At 51.9% G+C, this 20,908-nt stretch carries 12 protein-coding genes; 9 read left to right on the top strand and 3 right to left on the bottom strand.

Going from position 1 to position 20,908, the window contains the following annotated elements:
* The first annotated feature begins 18 nt into the window (after nucleotides 1-18).
* From folD to CRP01_RS05655, 3 genes are all read left to right on the top strand, one after another.
* Nucleotides 19-897, top strand: coding sequence for a bifunctional methylenetetrahydrofolate dehydrogenase/methenyltetrahydrofolate cyclohydrolase FolD (gene folD, locus CRP01_RS05665; protein WP_099149167.1), 879 nt, complete (start codon nucleotides 19-21; stop codon nucleotides 895-897).
* A 137-nt stretch (nucleotides 898-1,034) separates the two neighbouring features.
* Nucleotides 1,035-1,856 carry a 50S ribosomal protein L11 methyltransferase gene (gene prmA, locus CRP01_RS05660; protein ID WP_099149038.1) on the top strand — a complete coding sequence of 274 codons (822 nt, stop codon included), beginning with the start codon at nucleotides 1,035-1,037 and terminating at the stop codon, nucleotides 1,854-1,856.
* A gap of 302 nt (nucleotides 1,857-2,158) precedes the next feature.
* Complete coding sequence (locus CRP01_RS05655; RefSeq protein WP_099149037.1) at nucleotides 2,159-6,808, top strand: hypothetical protein; 4,650 nt, start codon at nucleotides 2,159-2,161, stop codon at nucleotides 6,806-6,808.
* Between the two features lie 451 nt (nucleotides 6,809-7,259).
* On the opposite strand, the gene CRP01_RS05650 is transcribed toward CRP01_RS05655, so the two are convergent.
* The 3 genes from CRP01_RS05650 to speB form a co-directional block, all read right to left on the bottom strand.
* A complete protein-coding gene (locus CRP01_RS05650) occupies nucleotides 7,260-9,374 on the bottom strand; it encodes a thioredoxin domain-containing protein (RefSeq protein ID WP_099149036.1) in 2,115 nt (704 codons plus the stop codon).
* Nucleotides 9,375-9,487: 113 nt separating this feature from the next.
* Complete coding sequence (locus tag CRP01_RS05645; protein ID WP_099149035.1) at nucleotides 9,488-9,931, bottom strand: gamma-glutamylcyclotransferase family protein; 444 nt, start codon at nucleotides 9,929-9,931, stop codon at nucleotides 9,488-9,490.
* 22 nt (nucleotides 9,932-9,953) lie between these two features.
* Nucleotides 9,954-10,772, bottom strand: a complete 819-nt coding sequence (gene speB / locus CRP01_RS05640) for an agmatinase (protein WP_099149034.1) — start codon at nucleotides 10,770-10,772, stop codon at nucleotides 9,954-9,956.
* Nucleotides 10,773-11,118: 346 nt separating this feature from the next.
* Between speB and CRP01_RS05635 the strand changes: the two genes are divergently transcribed.
* From CRP01_RS05635 to CRP01_RS05610, 6 genes are all read left to right on the top strand, one after another.
* Entirely contained in the window at nucleotides 11,119-11,589 is a 471-nt protein-coding gene (locus CRP01_RS05635) for a ribonuclease H-like YkuK family protein (RefSeq protein ID WP_099149166.1), read from the top strand.
* Nucleotides 11,590-11,797: 208 nt separating this feature from the next.
* On the top strand, nucleotides 11,798-13,123 hold the full coding sequence (locus CRP01_RS05630) for a M16 family metallopeptidase (protein WP_099149033.1): 1,326 nt from the start codon (nucleotides 11,798-11,800) through the stop codon (nucleotides 13,121-13,123).
* A gap of 72 nt (nucleotides 13,124-13,195) precedes the next feature.
* Nucleotides 13,196-15,268, top strand: coding sequence for a M16 family metallopeptidase (locus CRP01_RS05625; protein WP_170110241.1), 2,073 nt, complete (start codon nucleotides 13,196-13,198; stop codon nucleotides 15,266-15,268).
* Between the two features lie 232 nt (nucleotides 15,269-15,500).
* The gene (locus CRP01_RS05620) at nucleotides 15,501-15,992 is read left to right on the top strand and encodes an asparaginase domain-containing protein (RefSeq protein ID WP_099149031.1); all 492 of its coding nucleotides are present in this window, start codon (nucleotides 15,501-15,503) and stop codon (nucleotides 15,990-15,992) included.
* A gap of 229 nt (nucleotides 15,993-16,221) precedes the next feature.
* On the top strand, nucleotides 16,222-17,853 hold the full coding sequence (gene pruA / locus CRP01_RS05615) for an L-glutamate gamma-semialdehyde dehydrogenase (protein WP_099149030.1): 1,632 nt from the start codon (nucleotides 16,222-16,224) through the stop codon (nucleotides 17,851-17,853).
* A 477-nt stretch (nucleotides 17,854-18,330) separates the two neighbouring features.
* Nucleotides 18,331-20,634, top strand: coding sequence for a carboxypeptidase regulatory-like domain-containing protein (locus CRP01_RS05610; protein ID WP_170110240.1), 2,304 nt, complete (start codon nucleotides 18,331-18,333; stop codon nucleotides 20,632-20,634).
* Nucleotides 20,635-20,908 lie beyond the last annotated feature (274 nt).

Here is a 20,908-nt window from a genome sequence, read left to right as displayed (position 1 = left end):
CGGAAAATATTCAAGGGCATGAATATACTGGATGGCAAAATACTGGCCGCAAAAATACGCGAGGAACTGGCCGCAGCGGTAGAGGAGATCAAGGCTGAAGGAGGGAAGATCCCACACCTGGCAGCCGTACTGGTCGGGGAAGATCCCGCCAGTCAGGTTTACGTACGCAACAAGGTGCGTTCCTGTGAAAAGATCGGATTCAAATCGACCCTGATCCGCCGGCCGGCGGACGTTTCCGAAGACGAATTGCTGGGCATTGTGGAAGAGCTGAACCAGGATGAAGATATCGACGGTTTTATCGTGCAGCTTCCTTTACCGGAGCACATCGATGAGAACCGGGTCACCCTGGCTATTCAACCCGGAAAGGATGTGGACGGTTTCCACCCGGTCAATTTCGGACGAATGGCCCAGGGCCTGCCGGCCTACATTCCGGCTACTCCGAACGGTATTCTGGAGATGCTGAAGCGGTATGAGATCGAAACTGCCGGGAAAGAAGTAGTGGTGGTTGGCCGCAGTAACATTGTCGGGATGCCGATGGGCATCCTGATGGCGCTGAAGGCCTATCCCGGGAACGCCACCGTGACCATCTGTCACAGCCGTACCCGCGATCTGGCGGAACATACCCGTCGGGCGGACATCGTGATCGCCGCCATCGGTCGCCCGAATTTCATTACTGCGGATATGTTGAAAGAAGGCGTGGTGATCGTGGATGTGGGCATTAACCGGGTAGATGATGAGGACGCGCCCCGGGGATACCGTCTGGTGGGCGATGTCGACTTTGACAGCGCGGCTACCAAAGCCTCCTGGATCACTCCGGTTCCGGGTGGGGTAGGGCAGCTTACCGTTGTTTCCCTGCTGATGAATACCCTGAAAGCCAGCCGGGGAGAGGTGTATTAAATTTATCTTTTGAGTAATTGCAGGTGCCGGGTAAGCGGAATAAACAATGGAACTCCGCTTATCCGGCCCGCCGAAAAATAAAACTGCCTGCATAACGGACAGGCTCGTTTTCCCCAACGAAACTAAAAATCTGTGTGATGAATTACTGGGAATACTCCTTTAAGGTTGCAGACGATAAGCGGGATATCCTTCTGGCGTTCCTTTCGGAATGGCCTTTCGACTCTTTTCAGGAGACGGAAGAAGGGCTCGATGCCTACGTGCCGGCCTCCGAACGCGAAGGAGTGCCCGATTCGGAAGTGCAGTCACTTGCGGAGCAGTTCGCCGCCGAGTTTTCGGTTCGGGAAGTGCCCTACGTCAATTGGAATGAAACCTGGGAATCCAACTTCCATCCCATCGTACTGGATTCTTTTTGCGCCGTTCGTGCTGATTTCCACCCGGTACAGCCGGGAGTCAAATACGAGATCGTGATCAATCCCAAAATGGCTTTCGGGACCGGCCATCACGATACGACCTGGATGATGATGAACGCGATGCGCGACCATGATCTCAACCGGAAAAAAGTACTGGACTACGGCTGCGGGACGGGTATCCTGGCCATCCTGGCCGCCAAAATGGGCGCGACCATGATCGATGCAGTCGACATCGAATTGCCCGCTTACGAAAACTCCCTGGAGAACATTCAGATCAACAATGCTTTCAACGTTCAGGTCTTCCATGGTAATCTGGACGTCATTCTGGATAATAGATTCGATTTTATTCTCGCCAATATCAATAGAAATGTAATTTTAAACTCCCTTCCCACGTTACATAACAAACTCAATAAGGGTGGTATATTATTGATTTCCGGCATTTTGCGACAAGACGAACCCATGGTATTGGAAGCAGCCCGTAAGGCCGGCTTCACCGTAGATGAAAAGTACTACCGCAACGAATGGTGTTGCTTCCAGTTGTTCTGGTAAAAGGCTAAAACTGATCATTTAGCGGGTTCGTCCGGGGCAAATGTCAAAAAACCTCCCCGGTGTATTTTTTCGGATGGATTTTAGTTAAAGTTTGTCCGTGAATTGAGTTAGGAAAAGACTGATGAATCTTTTCCCGACTTGAGACGTATATGAAAATATAATATTTAATACTACCCAATTATTAATCCGGATCGTCCCGTGATCATTGGTTGCCAATCGGTTTGTTCATCTTCCCTCCAACCGCTTGTTGTCTACCGGTCTGCGGTCGATCATCAGTAAAAGAAATTCAAATCACCGGATCTATGAAGACATTGCCTCTACTCCTTAGCATGTGTCTGGTATTGCTCAGTACCTCCGGCTGGGGCCAGCGACTAGAGAAATTTTCCGAAAACCAAGACGAATTCATTGCCGAACTCGGCAACTACATGACTTCCAGTAAACAAAAGGTACTGGAAGATAACTACCGGGAATTCCAATCGGTATTTAAAGCCGGTATGTTTACCGAAGATGAAGAAAAACGGATCCTGCAAACCGCCAACTCCATGTTGTCGGTCCGGATGCAGGCCAACCCCTTCTTTCGTGACTACCTCAAGATTGTGATCCTGATCAAGCGCCAGGAGAACGGTAGTGAGCTGTTCGCCAAATGGCATAAGGTCTTTGACGAGCTGCTCGCCGAAATGGACGTTAGCCACAAGCGGCCGTTCCAGGAATTTCTGGGATTTGCCGAAAAGTTCATTGAGCTGAATGCACTCCGATTTTCCGACGGCGGGGTATCCTGGTATGCCCTTTCCGACAAATACGACCTGGAGATCCGGGACGGCAAGGCCGCCATCGTTTTTCCGGAGACGGACCTGCTCGGGCAGCGGAAACAGGACTCCATTCTCATCCAGAAAACCTCCGGAGTGTACTACCCGGTAGATTTTCTCTGGGAAGGAAAAGGGGGGAAAACGGAATGGGATAATTTTGAAGACAATTCCGATGTGTATTCCATTCTGGATAATTACCAGCTGGATACCCGGCGGAGTATCTACGAAGTGGAAAGTGCCAAGCTGCACTATCCGCTGTTCTTCGGAGATAGACTGATCAAGGGTACTTATGCCGCCAAACTGTCCACGGGTAACGAAAAGACCACGGTGGGATCCTTCCCGCGTTTCGACTCCCGGGAAGGGATGATGTCCATGACCAATTTTGGTACGGGTATCGAGTTTCGGGGCGGATTCCGGATCAAAGGTACCACCATCTACGGCTATGGCGAAAAAGATGATCCCGCTACCCTGGAGCTCTACGATAAGAACGGTAAACTGGTCTATCGGGGTCGCGCCGAACAGTACGCCATCAAGAGTGAGGAATTGATCCTTGCGGAGCACGTAGAATCTACCCTGTATTTTAAGAATGACTCTTTGTATCACCCCTCCGTCAACCTCCGTTTTGACGTGCAGAACCGGGAGATCCAGCTGAGTCGCGGGGACCGCGGTAGTGACCGGAACCCCTTCTACAACTCCATGAACCAGGTGAACATCGACGCCGAAACGATTAACGCATTTCTCGAAAGTGATTCGCTGGTGATTGGTAAACCCACCATCAAGCAGGCTTCCAAACGGGATGTGGTGTTCGAATCGTTCGGTTATTTTCACCCGCGAAACTATCAGCGCTTTCAGAACATTGCCACGGTGAACCCGCTCGCTATCATGAAAGTAACGGCCGAAAAGGAAGGTACCAACTTCCTGGACGCAGATATGATCGCCCGAAGGATCAATTCCAAATATTCGGTTGAAAGTATCCAGACCCTCCTGTACGATCTGGTAGCCAACGGATTCATCAACTACGATAGCGATAAACAACTCATTGAGGTAAAAGATAAAGTATTCCACTACGTGGATGCCGCCCGTAACCAGGTGGATTACGACGGTTTGAATATGCGGTCCAGTACCCTGGGAACCAACGCAGTCATGAACCTGCAGGATGAGACCATCACCATTGACGGGATCAAAAGTATCGAGTTTAGTCCGGCCCAGCGGGTTGCGGCTAAACCACTGGGGGAAAAGGTACTGATGGAAGGAAACCGGAACCTGAGTTTCGACGGACAGCTATACGCGGGTTACAGTATGATGGAAGGTAAGGACTTTCAGTTCAGCTACGAAAAATTCCAGGTGCACCTGGATTCCGTGCGCTATTTTGACCTTTTCGTACCGACCGGCGAACGGATGGCCAACGGCGACCGGGAAGCAACTTCCATCGCCTCCCGGATCGAACATGTGAACGGAGTACTGCTCATCGATGCACCCAACAACAAATCCGGTAAAGATAGTATCCAGATGTTCCCGAGTTTGCAGACGCAGGAGTTTTCCTACGTGTACTACGATCAGGATACGATCCAGGAAGGTGCCTACGGTCGGGATTCTTTCTACTTCCAGCTGGAGCCTTTCAGTTTTGACCACCTGGATGACTATTCCGCCGAGGACATTAAATTCCGCGGGTCTCTGACTTCCGGTGGTATTTTCCCGGACTTCAAGGAATCACTGGTATTGCGGGAAAACCACTCGCTGGGCTTTAAGACCCAAACCCCCGAAGAAGGGGAGATCGCCTACGGCGGGAAAGGGAAGTATACGGGGGAACTCGATCTGAGTAACAAAGGATTCTACGGCCGGGGCAATATGCAGTACCTGAAGGCCTCCATTGACTCGGAAGATATCATTTTCAAACCGAGTGAAGCGACCGCCGGTGCCGACCGTTTTGACCTGGAAGAGGACCGGACGCCCGGTTCGGAAGTACCGCAGGTAAGGGGTAGCGATGTACGGATCAACTGGCGACCGCAGAAAGACAGTATGTACGTGCGTACGCTGGAAGACCCCTTCAAACTGTTCCAGCAGGATGACCACGTTTTCGACGGTACCCTGATCCTGACTCCCGATGGTTTGAAAGGAGACGGTAAACTGGATTGGTCGAAGGCCTATCTGAACAGCCAGTTATTCTCCTTCGGAGCATTTTCCACCAAAGCGGATACCACCAATATCGGTATCAAGGCATTTGATGCGGAAGAGCTGGCCCTGAGTACGGAGAACGTATCCGCCGATGTGGATTTCGATGCCCAGAAAGGGCTCTTTAAGGCGAATGACCAGTTCCTGGAGACGACGCTGCCCTACAATCAGTACATCACTTCGATGAATGAGTTTACGTGGGACATGAAAGAGGAGACGATCGACTTCAAGGCCGATCCCGGTAAATACGGGATCTTTACGTCGATCCACCCGGATCAGGATTCGCTGAATTTCAAAGGGCAGAATGCTTTTTACGACCTTAAGACCAGTCAGCTGAATATTGAAGGGGTACCGAATATCGTTTCGGCGGATGCCTTCATTTATCCGGACAGCGGTCTGGTAGAGATCCAGAAGGGTGGGGTAATGACCAAACTGGAGCAGGCCCGGATCGTAGCCGATACCACGAACAAATACCACGTGATCAACCGGGCGACCGTTGAGATCCTGGGGCGGAGAAATTACCGCGCTTCCGGCTTCTACGAATACAATATCGGTGACCGGAAACAGGAGATCAAACTCCAGGATATCGTTGGTCAGCCGGTCGGAAAAGGAAATTACAGTGATAAAAAGACCGTTACCCGTGCGGTTGGCGAAGTGAAGTCCGAATCGGATTTCTACGTGGATCACAAGACCCAGTTCCAGGGACGGATCACATTGAACGCAGAAGAAAAGAACCTGCAATTTGACGGTTTTGCCCGTTTGGATGCCGACAAACTCCCTCGCCCGTACTGGTTCACCATCAGTAGTGAAGGGGATAAAAAAGACCTTGCGATCCGCTACGATACGCCGAAGAGTTTTGACGGAGAGCCGCTTCAAACCGGACTTTTCCTGAGTAAAGAAAACTCGCGGATCTATCCCCGGGTAATGGCTCCTCTGCACTTTCGGAAGGATCGCCCGATCTTTGATGCAAAAGGATACTTCAAATACAATCAGGGCAAGGACCAGTTCATCTTCGGAGACTCGCTCAAAGTACTGCGGGATGAGCTGACCGGCAACCAGTTCATTTTCAAAAACGTGGACGGTAGTGTGGAAGCTGAAGGTAAATTCAATATCGGCTCCGGTCTGAAATATATTAAAGTAGATGCGGCCGGTGTAGCCAAAACGGCTTTCCCGCCACCTTCCGAAGTAGAGGACGAACTGCCTCCTTCCGAAGATCTGGAAAACGAAGAAGAGGGAACCGAAGAGACGGAGCCCGATCCCAATATGATGATGCTCCTGGAAGAGGATGAGGCCGAGGATAAGGTCGATAGTATACTCGGCGGGCCCAAGGTGGTGGATATACCCTTCACGGCGGACCTGATGACGGGCATTCAGCTGATCGTTCCGGAAAACCTCCTGAAGATCATGCTCAATGACATTAAATCATCCAGTTTCGACGCGCCGACCATAACGCTGCTGAACGATATCAATTTCTACAAAAAATCGGCCCGGGAACTGTTCCCGCCGACAACCAAGGAGATCCAGCAGTCACTGGAAGGTTTGACGTCCGGTTTCCTGGATATTCAGCCCAAGTATAATCCCTATACGGTGTTGTTCAGCCGGTTGAAAATGAAGTGGGATGCAGATTACCAGTCATTCGTGACGACGGAAGATAAGAACGGTATCGTGAGCGTGGCCGGGGAACCGATCAACAAAATGCTTACCTGCCACGTCGAGTTCAAAATGCCGTCCAATGAAGACGATCGTTTGTATATCTACATTAAATCACCGAGTGAGTTATTCTACTTCTTCGGGTTTAAGCAGGGCATTCTGAGTATCACCTCCAACAACCCCAGTTTCATGGAAGCTTTCGATAAGCTAAAAGCGAAAGATCTGATCCAGAAAATGGATGACGGAGAAACTTACGAGATCCAGGCGGTAGAGCCCGGATCGGCTAACCTGTTCCTGCGCCGGATACAGGCTACCCGCCAGTAGCGGTATTCAGACTTACACATTGCGATTGCAGCGTCATGCTCCGGACGGAGTGGCGCTGCAATCGCTGTTTTAGGCCCGGCCGGACGCTAAACCACCGGAAAATGGCGGATTTATGCGGATCAGCGCTGAATTTAGATCGCTAAATGATATATTATTAAATAAAATTTATGATCTTTGTTCACCTACACCATCTGATAAAAATTACCTGTAAGAATATTTGTTAGTGTTTGATTGGAGCGTATCCGGCACCGTCGGAGCGCTCTTTTTTGTCGGAAACATAAAATAAAATCACCATGTTCCGGCGTTAATAACACGTTCCTTATGGAAACAAATAAGGTTTTACGATAAGACAAAGCCCGTCTCTCCGGAGATGGGCTTTTTTTGGTAGCATCGAGACCTGCAGGATTGAAGCGGTTCCGGAAAAAGTATCATTACATACTGGAGACGTAATCTACTGAGCCAACAACTCCCGGGCCGATCCGGCATCCTGTACCGGCAACTTACACACCTTGTTGAGGCATACGTAGATAAAGGTTTCCCCATCGCTTAGTTTACCTTCCAGCAAATCGAGTTCTCCTTCGGTAGCTCCGCCCAGGTAGATAGCCTCCGGGTGGAATTCTGTCTGCATCGACCGGCGCAGCGCATCGTGATCCGGACCGACAATAGCTACTTCGTAGATCGGACTGGAGAGTTCCAGGTACAACTGGTTCCAGTTGGAATAATAGCTGGCCTGCTCACCTTCCAGCGCATTCGGACGCATACCGTTCATCATATTTCGGGCAATCTCCCGGTAGGGTGGCTCGTAATAATAGTGTCCCAGCTGGAGCAAAGCCCTGGCCATGATGGAATTGGAGGAAGGGATGACATTGTCTTCCAGTTGGATCTTGCGCACCAGTAGCGGTGGGTCCAGATCGGAAGTGTAAAAGAAAAAGCCCGAGGTTTCGTCCCGGAAATGCGAGATACTATAATCGGCCAGCCGGGTAGCCTTTTCCAGCCACTGCTCGTCGAAAGTGATCTCGTACAGCTTGAGGAAAGCCTGGATGGTCAGGGCGTAGTCGTCCAGGAAGGCATTGATAGCGGTGTTGCCGTCCTTGTAATTGCGATCGAGTCGCCCGTCCTCCTGCATCATATTTTCGGCCAGGAAGTTTCCATTTTTGATGGCTGCGCTGCGGTATGCCTCCGTTCCGACGGCCCGGTAGGCATCGGTTAAACCGATCAGCATAAGGGCGTTCCAACCGGTGAGGATCTTGTCGTCCAGTCCGGGGCGAACGCGGCCGGACCGGGCATCCAGTAATTTTGCTTCGGCAGCTGCCAGGCGCTCCCCGGCTACTGTTTCCGAAAGCCCCATTTTCCGGGCTACGACCGAGAGTGAATCGGTCGTGCGCAGGATGTTCTTGCCTTCCTCCCAGTTACCCCTTTTGCTGGTGTGGTAATAAGTACTGATAAGACTGGCCTCCTCGGGACTGAGCAGGGAATCGATCTCCGACTGGCTCCAGACGTAAAACTTCCCTTCCTCGCCCTCGCTATCCGCATCCAGAGAAGAATAAAATCCACCGCTGGGATCGGTCAGTTCCCGTTCGATAAAGCTGAGGGTTTCTTCGAGAATGGTACGGTAAAAACGGCTGCCGGTGGCCTGGTAAGCCTTGGCGTACAAGCTGACGAGCTGGGCATTATCGTAAAGCATCTTTTCAAAATGGGGCACCTGCCATTTGGCATCGGTCGCGTAGCGGGCAAATCCGCCACCCAGTTGGTCGTAGATGCCGCCGCCGCCCATTTTATCCAGCGTCAGGCGGACCGCCGCGAGTGCATCCGGATCGCCGGTCCTTACCGCGTACTGCAGCAACCATTCGTAGTTATTGGGCATCGGGAATTTCTGGATACCGGTACGGCCGCCGTGTTTCTGGTCAAAGTTTTCCAGAAACTGGGCAACGGGCGCGGCTGCGGCCTCCGCCGGAAAATTACTATCCGTTTTTACCGGATCGATCTCTTCCAGCGCCCGGAGGCCTTCGGTGAGCTGATCGGCGTAGCCATTCAGTTTTTCGGGCGAATCTTCCCGTAGTTTTACGAAATACTCCAGTATCTCCACCCACTGTTTCCTGGGGAAGTAGGTACCCGCCCACACCGGTCGGCCGTCCGGCAGGGCAAAAGCATTCAGGGGCCAGCCGCAACTTCCGTTGGAGGCCATTTGACAGGCCGTCATGTAAATGGCATCGATATCCGGTCGTTCCTCCCGGTCCACTTTAATACTTACGAAATGTTCGTTCATGATGCGCGCCACCGTGGTATCTTCGAAGGATTCGTGCTCCATAACGTGGCACCAGTGGCAGGCCGCATAGCCCACGCTGATGAGTAGCATTTTATCCTCGCTGGCCGCTTTTTCGAGCGCCTCCTCTCCCCAGGGGTACCAGTTGACCGGGTTGTGGGCGTGTTGCAGCAGATACGGGCTGTTGGTATGGATCAGTTGATTGGTGTATGCGTGTTGTTGTTCTTCCTGTCCTTCCGGAGGGTTGCAGGTAAACAGCAGGGAAAAGGCAGACAGCAGCAGTAAGTTAAGCGTATATTTCATAAACGGCGATGGCAATAAGCAAACGATTCAAATCGGGCCGCAGCCCGGGAATAAGATACGATGAATGCACGGGATTGGCCACAATTTCCAAAAAACTTCCCATTCCCGCGGCCCTAGCGACCTTTCTCAATAAACTGCCGGTGCGTCAGTTTTTTGGCGTAATAGGTCAGATAGTTTCCACTGGGGATCAGGGGCAGGGGAGTGGTGTCGAAATTGTAGCGATAGATCCAGCAGGGAACGGTTTCGCCGTCCAGGGATGCCGGTACCAGTTCCCGGATATATTCTTCGGGTTCGGCGGGGTGTTCGGAAACCCCTTCGTATTCATCCAGGATGGGGAAGATCGCTTCCGGATCGCGGAGGGAATAGATCTGGCCGGTAATGGTGCCGGATTCATTCAGATCAAAAACGGCGCCTGGATAACTGCCCAGATCGTAGAGGCGGCCCGGAAGGTAGGCTATCCCCCGGGAAGTGGCCCGGGCGTGCAGGAAACGCGCCATGGCCGAGTCGGTATCCTGCATCAAAGTACCGTAAACGAAGAGTTCCTTTACCATGATCATCGGACAAAGGTAAGATGAAAAATCAGCCTTTCAGGATCTTGGCGATTATTTCTTTACAGAGGCGGGCACCGACCATGGCCGTCATATCATTAAGGTCCCGGCTGGGGTTGTATTCCACGATATCCGCGCCGATCAGCGGGACGTTGATCTGGCTGATGATCCCGATGAGATCGCGGACGCTCATGCCGCCCGGCTCGTAGTGACTGACCCCGGGAGCGAAGGCCGGATCCAGCACATCCAGATCTACGGAAAGATAAAGCGGTCCTTCCAGTGGAAGTTTTTTTCCGGGGCGCCAGTCCTTCATTTCAATGATATCCACACCAAACCTTTTGGCCTGATCCCGCTGGTGATTGGTCAGGGTGCGGTTGCCGACCTGGATCAGCCTTTTGGCCAGTCCTTCCTCCATAATCCGAGCAAAAGGAGAGGCGTGGGAGTAGGGATTGCCTTCAAAATTATCGTAGAGGTCCCCGTGGGCGTCAATTTGCAGAATGGTCAGCCAGTCGTAATAGCGGGAATGACCTTTGATCAGTGGATAGGTAATGGAGTGATCGCCTCCGAGGGCGATCATCATACCGCCCCTGGCCAGAATCGTCTCGGTGTGTTGCTGAATATCGAAATATTCGGAAACGGGCATATCTCCCAATTCGGAAACCGGTGCTTCCAACAGATTAGTGCCGTCTTCGGCGTAGTAATTGGTGGATTCGGAATGGTAGGCGGCACGGATGGCACTGGGGCCGGCGGCCGCTCCTTTCAGATAGGAAGAATTATCGTCGAAGGGGACGCCGACAATTGCAATAGAATCTGGTAAGAGGGACTTTACTCTTTCCTGAAAATCACTCATAAGTTGCGGAGGACTCTGTGTTTGTTTGGGTAAAATGAGTTTCGTTCATAGTGAAACCGGGAACCATGTTTCGATTACAAATGTAAAAAATTAAACCAGAAAACCGGAAATAGGTCTGAGATCAGGAATGCCCGGCGCGTGCGGTAAGGGTCGCTTTGCGGAATAAAACCGGGCTTTCCCGCCGGAAAATATTTCCTGATTTTTTTATCGGCATTTTGGAACTTTAAGCAAACATTTCGATGTTAACCAATCTGTTAACCAAATTTTAATTATGGCTTAAATGTTCCAAAGCAGCAATGCTTTGGCAGTGGATTTTTTTATCTTTAAGCAAAACTGCATGATTACCATGAAATGGAGAAGACTAAATGGTCAGCGCATCGCTCTCCCGATCAAAGAGGCTGTTGAAGCAGCCATTGTGCGCGAAACCGACCTCGGTCACAAGCTTAAAGTGTGCATTGGTTCTGACTCCCAGGTGAGAGGGGGTGTCATCGAATTTGCTACTGTTATCGTTTTCCTCCGGGAAAAGAAAGGTGGCTTTATGTTCATCAGCAATTCCAAAACCAGCCAGAAGATGTCCATCCGGGAGCGAATGATCTCCGAGGTGGCCCGCTCGGTGGAAGTTGCTTACAGCCTTTGCGACTTGCTCGATGCCTACAATGTAGAATTGGAGGTACACGCTGATATCAATACCGACCCACATTTCCAGTCCAACCTGGCGCTCAAGGAGGCCATGGGGTATATCCTCGGGATGGGCTTTGTGTTCAAAGCCAAACCGGATGCCTTCGCCAGCTCTTCCTGCGCGGACAAGGTAGTCTAGGAGACTGTTTACGGTATGCGGGACCCGGCGCTCGACCATTGACCATGGCCGGATGCCCGGTCCCACCTGCCATTGTCACAATTTGTCGAATCCTGTCGCCCTCCTTTCGTTTTGTCTATAAATTCTTGCCGTTCAACTGAACTATTCACGCTTTCTGGTTTTTTATGCTGAAATTGCCGCCGAATTTTACAGTATAAAAACCAAATCTATGCAATTGAAACTATGGCTCTCACTTTGTGCCAGCTTGCTGCTCACCGTTGGGCAAGCCCAGATGAACCAAATTGAATTCGAAGAGTATCAGTTAGACAACGGCTTACAAGTCATCCTTCATCAAGACAAATCTACCCCCATTGTTGCCGTGAGTGTGATGTACCACGTCGGTTCGAAAAACGAAAAGCCGGACCGTACCGGGTTTGCGCATTTTTTCGAACACCTGTTATTTGAAGGCTCCGAAAATATCGAACGGGGCGAGTTTGACAAATACGTAACCAATGCCGGAGGTACCCTGAACGCCAACACCAGTTGGGACCGTACCTTTTACTACGAAGTATTGCCGTCCAACCAGTTAGACCTGGGATTGTGGTTGGAATCCGAGCGGATGTTACACGCCAAAGTAGAAGAAGTGGGGATCGAGACCCAACGCGAAGTGGTTAAGGAAGAAAGACGCCAACGCGTTGAAAACCAACCTTATGGTTCTATTTTGGAAGAGATCTTCGGCCGGGCTTACCAAGAACATCCGTACCAATGGCCGGTGATCGGTTCTATGGATCACCTGAACGCAGCGACCGAAGAAGACTACGTGTCCTTTTACGAGACCTTTTACGTGCCCAATAATGCCATTCTTTCCATCGCCGGGGATATCGATTTCGACAAGACCAAAAAAGCGATCGAAAAGTACTTTGGTGGGATCCCCAAAGGCACCAATCCGATCTATCGCCCGGAGGTAAAGGAACCGCCGCTTACCGCCGAGATCAAAGATACTGTCTACGATAACATTCAACTGCCGGCCGTTATCCAGGCTTACCGCATTCCCGCCCAGGGAACCGAGGATTTCTATGCGGTGAGTATGCTGGGTACCCTGCTTTCCGACGGACAGAGCTCCCGTTTGTACCGCGCATTGGTGGATGAACAGCAGAAAGCGCTGGCCGCCGGCAACTTCCCGATCTCTACCGAAGATCCCGGACTTACGCTCAATTTTGGTATCGCCAATATGGGGGTAGATGTGCAGGAACTGGAAAGTGCGATCAATGCCGAGATCGAAAGAGTACAGAAAGACCTGATCTCCGAAAAGGAATTCCAAAAACTGCGGAACAAGGTGGAAAACGATTTTATCACGGCTAACTCAACCGTTTTCGGTATTGCGGAAAGCCTCGCCAACTACAAGATGTACTTCGGTGACGCCAACCTGATCAATACCGAACTGGATCGCTACCTCAAGGTAACGCGCGAAGATATCCGCGAAGCGGCCCGCAAATACCTGAATAAGAACAACCGGGTAAGTTTGCACTATTTGCCGAAACCGACGCAGCCCTAAGTACCCGGCTGTGCGAACAGCGCAATGGAGTGCGAGGAAATTTTCAGATGTTCAATTTTCAAAAAAAAAATCATGAACTTTAGATCCTATATATTATTCTTTTTCCTGGTTTTGGGTTGGAGCGGTATCCAGGCGCAGGATTTTCGCAATTCGGCTCCCAAGCCCGGCCCGGCCCCAAAAATTGAGATCGGGGATTACGAAACTTTTACCCTCAAGAACGGTCTTACCGGTATTGTGGTAGAAAACCACAAGCTTCCGCGGGTAAGTTTTCAGTTGTTCTTTGATCTGCCCCTGATCGCCGAAGGTGACATGGCCGGTGCGGCGGATATCGCCGGAGATCTGATCAGCAAGGGGACCACCACCCGCAAAAAAGCGGAGATCGATGAAGCCATCGATTTCATCGGTGCTTCCCTGAATACCGGAGCCAGTGCGGTGAGTGGCGCATCCCTGACCAAGCACAAGGACAAACTGATGGAGGTCCTGGCCGATGTGGTATTGAACCCTTCCTTCCCGGAAGATGAATTCGAAAAAATTAAAAAACAAACGCTGTCGGCTCTGGCCCAGAGCAAGGCCGATCCGAATTCGATCGCCGCGAATGTCGCCCGGGTACTGCGCTACGGCAGCGAACATCCTTACGGTGAACTGACCACCGAAGAAACGGTCAACAATATCACGCTGGAGGATGCCAAGGCTTTTTACAATAAGTACTTCGTGCCTTCCCGGGCCTACTTTGTAGTAGTTGGGGATATTACGGCCCGGGACGCCGAAAATATGGCCAAAAAGTATTTCAGTTCCTGGAACGGGGAAAAAGTAATGGAAAGTGAATATCCCATGCCGGAGCGCCCGGCTTCCACCCAGGTCGATTTTGTAGATAAGGCCGGTGCGGTCCAGTCCGTAATCACGATCACTTATCCCATCGATTTCTCATTGGGAGATGACGAGGCGATCGCTACCAGTGTGATGAATACCATCCTGGGTGGTGGTTTCTCGGGCCGGCTCAACCTCAATCTGCGGGAAGACAAGGCCTACACCTACGGTGCGGGTTCCCAGACCAGCCCGGATAAGTACGTGGGTAATTTCAACGCCAGTGCCAGTGTCCGCAACGAAGTGACCGATAGTGCCATCCTGCAATTCATGAAGGAGATCGAAAAGATCCGGAGCGAACCGGTATCGGATAAAGAACTCCAACAGGCTAAAAGTATCCTGGCCGGTAGTTTTGCCCGCAACCTGGAACAGCCCCAGACGGTAGCCCGTTTTGCCCTGAATACCGTGCGTTACGATCTGCCGGAAAATTACTACGCTACCTACCTGGAAAAACTTTCCAAAGTGACCAAGGAAGACGTTACGGAGGCCGCCCGGCAGTTCATCCATCCGGAGAACGCCCATATTCTGGTGGTCGGTAATAAAGGGGAAGTTGCCGATAAACTGGCGCGCTTCGACAGCGATGGGGAAGTTAATTTCTACGATGCCTACGGTCAGAAAGTAGAAATGGAAGAGATGGGACTGCCCGAGGACATGAGTGCCCAGGACGTGATCGACAACTACGTAGCGGCCATCGGCGGAGCCGATAAGCTGCAAACGATCAAGGATATGACCATGCAAATGAGCGCTTCCATCCAGGGGCAAAACCTCGAAACGGTGATCAAACGCAAAGCGCCGGATATGATGGCCATGGAGATGACGGTCAGCGGAATGACGCTCATGAGCCAGAAATACGACGGACAGCAGGGAAAAGCCGTACAACAGGGCCAGGCCGTACCGCTGGACGAAGCCGCACTGGCGGAAATGAAGATCCAGGCCACCCTTTTCCCGGAAACCCGTCTGGAAGAACTGGGTTACCAAATGGAACTGAAAGGACTGGAAATGCTGGAAGGTAAAAAGGCTTACGCCGTGGAAATGATCTCTCCGACGGGTAACAAGTCGACCGAATATTTCGACATCTCCAATGGTTTGAAGATCCGCAGTGTGGTGGCAAACGGCGGCCAGAACGTAGTGAATGACTACGATGATTACCGCGAGGTAGACGGGATCAAATTCCCCTTCAAAACTACCGTAAGCGGCATGATGCCGTTCCCGCTGACTATGGAAGTACAGTCTCTGGAGGTAAACACCGGCCTCGAAGCGGCTGAATTTGCGGTGGAATAAATTTTTGCTGCGGTGATCTAGCCTCGGCCGGTTTACACCGTACTGAACAGTGGGGATTTAAGAGTGGTTCTAAAGAACTGATCCCGCGCCGTCCGGGCTGGTCGGAAGTGCAGGCCGCGAAGTTTTTATCGAAAAACTTCGCGGCCCATTCCGGACTTTGTTCCTTTGCGGTAAATTTTGCCCGCAACGGGAAGGCGATCAAATAATCACTGCCACAAAATCACCACTTTCCATGATCCAAGTTTTTGTTACCGGAGGAACCTTTGATAAAGAATACAACTATATAGACGGTAAGCTGTTTTTTCAGGATACCCACCTGCCCCGGATGTTCGAACGGGGCCGCTGTACCTTACCCATCGATGTAAAGACCCTCATGATGATCGACAGTCTGGAAATGACCGATGCGGATCGCCAGATCATCGCTCACAACTGTTTTCGCGCCAAAACGGATCAGATCCTGGTCACCCACGGTACGGATACCATGGTGGAGACTGGTGGTTACCTATCGGAAGCTCCGGGCCTGGAGAACAAAACGATCGTACTCACCGGAGCCATGATCCCCTATGCCTTCGGTACTTCTTCGGACGGTTTCTTCAATCTTGGGAGCGCCTTGTCTTTCGTTCAGGTTCTGCCGCCGGGCATATATATTGTCATGAACGGTCGTTATTGGCCCTGGGATCAGGTACGGAAGAACAAAAAGACCGGATTTTTTGAAACGCTCTGATCGAAAATGAGGGAATTACCGGAGCCTTAACCGCTACTTCCCACGGTCGGACCGGGAAGCCGGTCCCTTCCTATGCTATTTCTCCGGCTTCGACCCGCATTTCTCAATGCGCATTTCTCATTCCTTAACATAATACGTAATTTTGCGGCTCAATGAACATCGGCTTCGGGCCGGTGGCTTTTTACGTCCGGGAAAACCCCGGATTTACTAAATAAAACCATAAGCTGATATGGCTAACGCATTTTTTGACTTACCTAAGGCCAAAAACGAGCCCGTGTTGAGTTACGCGCCGGGCAGCGCTGAGAAAAAGGAACTAAAAGCTGCGCTAAAAGAGCTGAGATCCAAAGCGATCGATCTTCCGATGCACATCGGAGGAAAAACGGTGACCACGGGCGATAAAGTACCCGTTTCACCTCCCCACGACCACCAACACATTCTGGGACATTTCCATAAAGGAACCAGTGCCCACGTTCACCAGGCTATCGACGCGGCCCTGGCCGCCAAAGCGGACTGGGAAAATATGCCCTGGCAAGATCGTGCGGCCATCTTTCTGCGGGCAGCGGATCTGCTGGCGGGACCGTACCGCGCCAAAATGAATGCGGCTACCATGCTCGGCCAGTCCAAAAACGCTTACCAGGCGGAGATTGACTGTGTAGCAGAACTGTGTGATTTCTTCCGTTTCAATGCGGAGTACATGGCCGATATCTACGCCCAGCAGCCGGAAAGTGCTCCGGGGATCTGGAATCGCGTCGAATACCGGGCACTGGAGGGCTTCATTTTTGCCATCACACCTTTCAACTTCACCTCGATTGCCGGTAACCTCCCGGCCGCACCGGCCCTGATGGGTAACACGGTGGTCTGGAAACCGGCCGAAACCCAGATCTACTCTGCCGCCGTGATCATGGAGATCTTCGAGGCCGCGGGACTGCCCGCCGGAGTGATCAACCTGATCTACGTAGACGGCCCGATGGCCGGAGATATCATTTTCAATCATAAAGATTTTGCCGGGCTGCACTTCACCGGTAGTACCAAGGTCTTCCAGACGCTCTGGCAAACCATCGGTAAGAACATCAGCAAGTACCGTTCTTACCCCCGGATCGTAGGCGAGACCGGTGGTAAAGACTTCGTGGTGGCGCACCCCAGCGCCCGGGCCCAGGAAGTCGGGACCGCGCTCATCCGCGGTGCTTTTGAATACCAGGGGCAGAAATGCTCAGCCGCTTCCCGGGCCTATATTCCGGAAAGCATGTGGCCGGAACTGAAAAAGATGCTGACCAAAGAAATGGCGAGCGTCAAAATGGGAGATCCGGAAGATTTTACCAATTTCGTAAACGCCGTGATCGACGAACGGGCGTTCGACAAGATCTCCGGTTTCATCGCTCAGGCTAAAAAAGACGATGGGGTAGAGGTCCTGGTCGGCGGTAACTACGATAAATCCAAAGGCTACTTCATTGAACCGACCATACTGGTTGCCAAAGACCCGAAATACCGGACGATGTGCGAGGAGATCTTTGGTCCCGTGCTGACGATCCACGTTTACCCGGATGATCAGTACGAGCAAACGCTGGAACTGGTGGACGAAACTTCTCCCTACGCACTGACGGGGGCGATCTTCTCCCAGGACCGGGCTGCAACCCTGCTGGCCAACGAAAAATTGCGCCACGCAGCGGGCAATTACTACATCAACGATAAGCCGACCGGTGCGGTGGTCGGCCAGCAACCTTTCGGCGGTGCCCGGGCTTCGGGTACGAACGACAAGGCGGGCTCGGTACTCAACCTGTACCGCTGGGTCTCTCCGCGACTGATCAAAGAGAATTTCGTTCCACCGAGAGATTATCGCTATCCTTTTATGGGGGAATCTTAAGGTAAGATACAACAACTGCAACCCGGAGCCGGGGATATAACTCCGCTCCGGGGCCAGTTTATCCGGTCGGTTTTACACCGGCCCTGACCGGCATTTTGCGTTCTCGCCCGCCCCAATTGCCATCCTCTGGCCGGATCACGCTTGCTTCCGGGCCTGCCGTTATTGCCCCTCCGCCGGATCAGATCATCGATATCGCTTTAGCAAATAACTTGTTATAAGTTTCAACTTTTCCTACATTTACCGGAAGCATTGAAATGAAAAACACCTTATTGTCGTTTCAATCTACGAGCTTTAGCTTTCTACAGAAAATTACAAGGCGTAGTCTAGGATCTTTTCCCATGGAATGAGCTAGCGGACTGCACTATCTTTATCACCACAAGTCAGCAAATGATGCAGATAACGAAAAAACTCCTCTTAACCCTGTTATTGTTACTGGTAGGCATTGCATCCCTTCCTGCCCAGTCCTTCAGAACCCGGATGAAACGTGCTAACAAAGCCTATGAAATTCACGCTTATAATGTTGCGATCCCGGAATATCTCGCGGCCCTGGAAAGACGACCGGATGAAGCCGAAGCCCTCGGAAAACTCGCCGATAGCTACCGGATGCTCAACCAACTGGAAGATGCCGCCCAGTACTACGCACAGGTCGTCCGTAACCGGGACGCCGATAAAGAATATGTCCTACAGTACGCCAAGACCCTGAAGGGCCTGGCGCGCTACGATGAAGCCAAACAGTGGTTCCTTCTGTACGCGCGGGACGCAGATGCCATGACCGGTAATCACTACGCGCAGAGCTGTGATTTTGCCGCCCAACAGATGAACATGGCTTCTTCCTACACCGTAACCAATGAATTTGTCAATACCTCTGCGGCCGAATTCGGCCCGGCATTTCTGGGCAACCAGCGAGTCGTTTTCTCGTCTTCCCGGACGGACATTCAGAGCCCGGGATCTTTTGACGGAAAGCAGGGCAACCAGTTATTTTCGGCCAGTATCGGCAGTCGGGGCTACCTGGAATCACCGATATTCCTGCGGTCCAACGCATCGGCTCAGGAATTCAACGAAGGCCCGGTTACCTACAGCAGTGACGGCCGCAGTGTGGCCTTTACCCGGAACAATTTTGTGGACGGCACCCGGATGATCCCGGAAGCCGGCATCGAAACCAGTATTTATCTCGCTACGGTCAACCAGAGTGGAGATTGGGTGGATGTCAAACCCTTCCCGCATAACGGATCCGATTTCTCCAACGGATTCCCTTCTTTTTCTCCGGACGGTACGGCGCTGTATTTCGCCTCGAACCGCTCGGACAGTTACGGTGGCTTTGATATTTATGTCTCTTACCGGACGGCTGACTCCTGGAGTACGCCGGAGAACCTCGGTGCGGTGATCAACTCCCCGGGAGATGAAATAACGCCTTACTTCGACGGAACCATGTTGTTCTTCTCTTCCAACTGGCACCAGGGGATGGGCGGCTTCGATATCTTCCGCGGTGAAAGAGGCAGTGACAATCGCTGGTCGCGTATCTACCACCTGGGTAATGCGGTAAACTCCCCGCGCGATGACTTCGGTTTCATTTACGATCCCTTCCGGAACGTCGGTTATCTGGCTTCCAACCGGGCCGGTGGCAGAGGCAATGAAGACCTTTACAATGTCAGCCGCGCGGCGGACAATATCGTCCTGCGGGTGAGAAACTCTGTGGACGGTACGCCTATTCCCAACGCGGTAGTGGACTTCTCCAACTGTGGTGAAGGGATTTACCAGACCGATCCGACCGGGGTTTACACCTTCCAGGCGGTACAGGGCCTGAATTGCCGACTGGTGATCACCAAAGAAGGTTACCTGACCACCACGGTGGATGTATCAACCAGCGGTACGAATCAAAACCGGGAATACGATGTGACCCTCAGCCGGCTGGGCGAAGCCTACGCCGGGCGGATCGTTAACTATACGTCCCGTACTCCTCTGGAAAACGTAGTAGTAACGGCCACGAACCGTTCTACCGGTAATACCACGGAAACCCGTACCGATCTCAACGGGGATTATTTCCTGGCACTGAGCCCGTATTCCAGCTATATTTTGCGTTATTCTGCTCCCGGTTTCCGGGAGGTCAACTTTACGGTGGATACCCGCGACGGACTGGATCGGTCCATACTCGGCGTGATCTCGATGCTGCCGGCAACGCAGGTGGGGCCCTCCACGCCATCGGTTCCCAATACGGTACCCAACAATCCGACCGTACAGCCTAAGTCTGTGCCTCAGGACGGATTTTCGGTACAGGTGGCGGCCGTTAATCAGGCCAATATGGCCCAGTACGCTTCGCTGAACAGTTTTGGGGAAGTATATTCTACGGAAGAGAATGGCAAGTACAAGATCCGCGTCGGTATCTTCGAAACCCGCCAGGAAGCGATCAATGCGATGAATGCGATCCGCAATTCCGGCTACCGCGATGCGTTTCTGGTCAAAGAAGAAGGCGCGCTGCTGGGCAGCAGTGCGGCACCGGATTCTCCCGGTCAGCCAACTTATCCGATCGAGGAAACGGCCCGCGGCGGTGCTTATAAAGTGCAATTGGCCGCCTACCGGAATCCGGCTTATTTCGATCCATCGCCGATTGCGGGACTGGGTACCATCGAAGAGCGGATCAAAGGCAACCTTACGGTGAAATTTATTGGTGGACTGCAATCCCTGCAGCAGGCGCAGCAGGCATTGGCGCAGGCCCGGGCAGCCGGTTTTAATACGGCTTTCATCGTGATCGAACAGAATGGTGAATTGCGCAAGGTGAATTAGCCGTAATGGCAGTATCCGCTGCGGCGCAAAAGGAACATGAATCACCCCAAATTTTATAAAGGGCGGTGTATGACCTCAGAGAGGTCAAATATTCGTAGAATTTAGGCTGGATAAGCGTTTTCCGACCTCAGCGAGGTCGCACATTTACCACATGCTCCATGTTGTGCGACCTCGCTGAGGTCGAGACCAGCATTTCGGCTATTTTTCTACGAATGTTTAACCTCTACGAGGTCATTTTTGAGTCCTGAAAAAATTCAGAACGACTTATATTCTT

Source organism: Flavilitoribacter nigricans DSM 23189 = NBRC 102662 (assembly GCF_002646595.1).
Taxonomy (GTDB): Bacteria; Bacteroidota; Bacteroidia; order Chitinophagales; family Saprospiraceae; genus Flavilitoribacter; species Flavilitoribacter nigricans.
This window is presented reverse-complemented; position numbering and strand designations above follow the sequence as displayed.

What these genes read in the sequence shown, in the direction of transcription:
- CRP01_RS05650 (WP_099149036.1), bottom strand. Translation starts at nt 9,374, where the DNA reads ATGAAATATACGCTTAACTTACTGCTGCTGTCTGCCTTTTCCCTGCTG.
- CRP01_RS05625 (WP_170110241.1), top strand. Translation starts at nt 13,196, where the DNA reads ATGAACTTTAGATCCTATATATTATTCTTTTTCCTGGTTTTGGGTTGG.
- pruA (WP_099149030.1), top strand. Translation starts at nt 16,222, where the DNA reads ATGGCTAACGCATTTTTTGACTTACCTAAGGCCAAAAACGAGCCCGTG.
- CRP01_RS05630 (WP_099149033.1), top strand. Translation starts at nt 11,798, where the DNA reads ATGCAATTGAAACTATGGCTCTCACTTTGTGCCAGCTTGCTGCTCACC.
- folD (WP_099149167.1), top strand. Translation starts at nt 19, where the DNA reads ATGAATATACTGGATGGCAAAATACTGGCCGCAAAAATACGCGAGGAA.
- CRP01_RS05645 (WP_099149035.1), bottom strand. Translation starts at nt 9,931, where the DNA reads ATGATCATGGTAAAGGAACTCTTCGTTTACGGTACTTTGATGCAGGAT.
- CRP01_RS05655 (WP_099149037.1), top strand. Translation starts at nt 2,159, where the DNA reads ATGAAGACATTGCCTCTACTCCTTAGCATGTGTCTGGTATTGCTCAGT.
- prmA (WP_099149038.1), top strand. Translation starts at nt 1,035, where the DNA reads ATGAATTACTGGGAATACTCCTTTAAGGTTGCAGACGATAAGCGGGAT.
- CRP01_RS05610 (WP_170110240.1), top strand. Translation starts at nt 18,331, where the DNA reads ATGAAACGTGCTAACAAAGCCTATGAAATTCACGCTTATAATGTTGCG.
- CRP01_RS05635 (WP_099149166.1), top strand. Translation starts at nt 11,119, where the DNA reads ATGAAATGGAGAAGACTAAATGGTCAGCGCATCGCTCTCCCGATCAAA.
- speB (WP_099149034.1), bottom strand. Translation starts at nt 10,772, where the DNA reads ATGAGTGATTTTCAGGAAAGAGTAAAGTCCCTCTTACCAGATTCTATT.
- CRP01_RS05620 (WP_099149031.1), top strand. Translation starts at nt 15,501, where the DNA reads ATGATCCAAGTTTTTGTTACCGGAGGAACCTTTGATAAAGAATACAAC.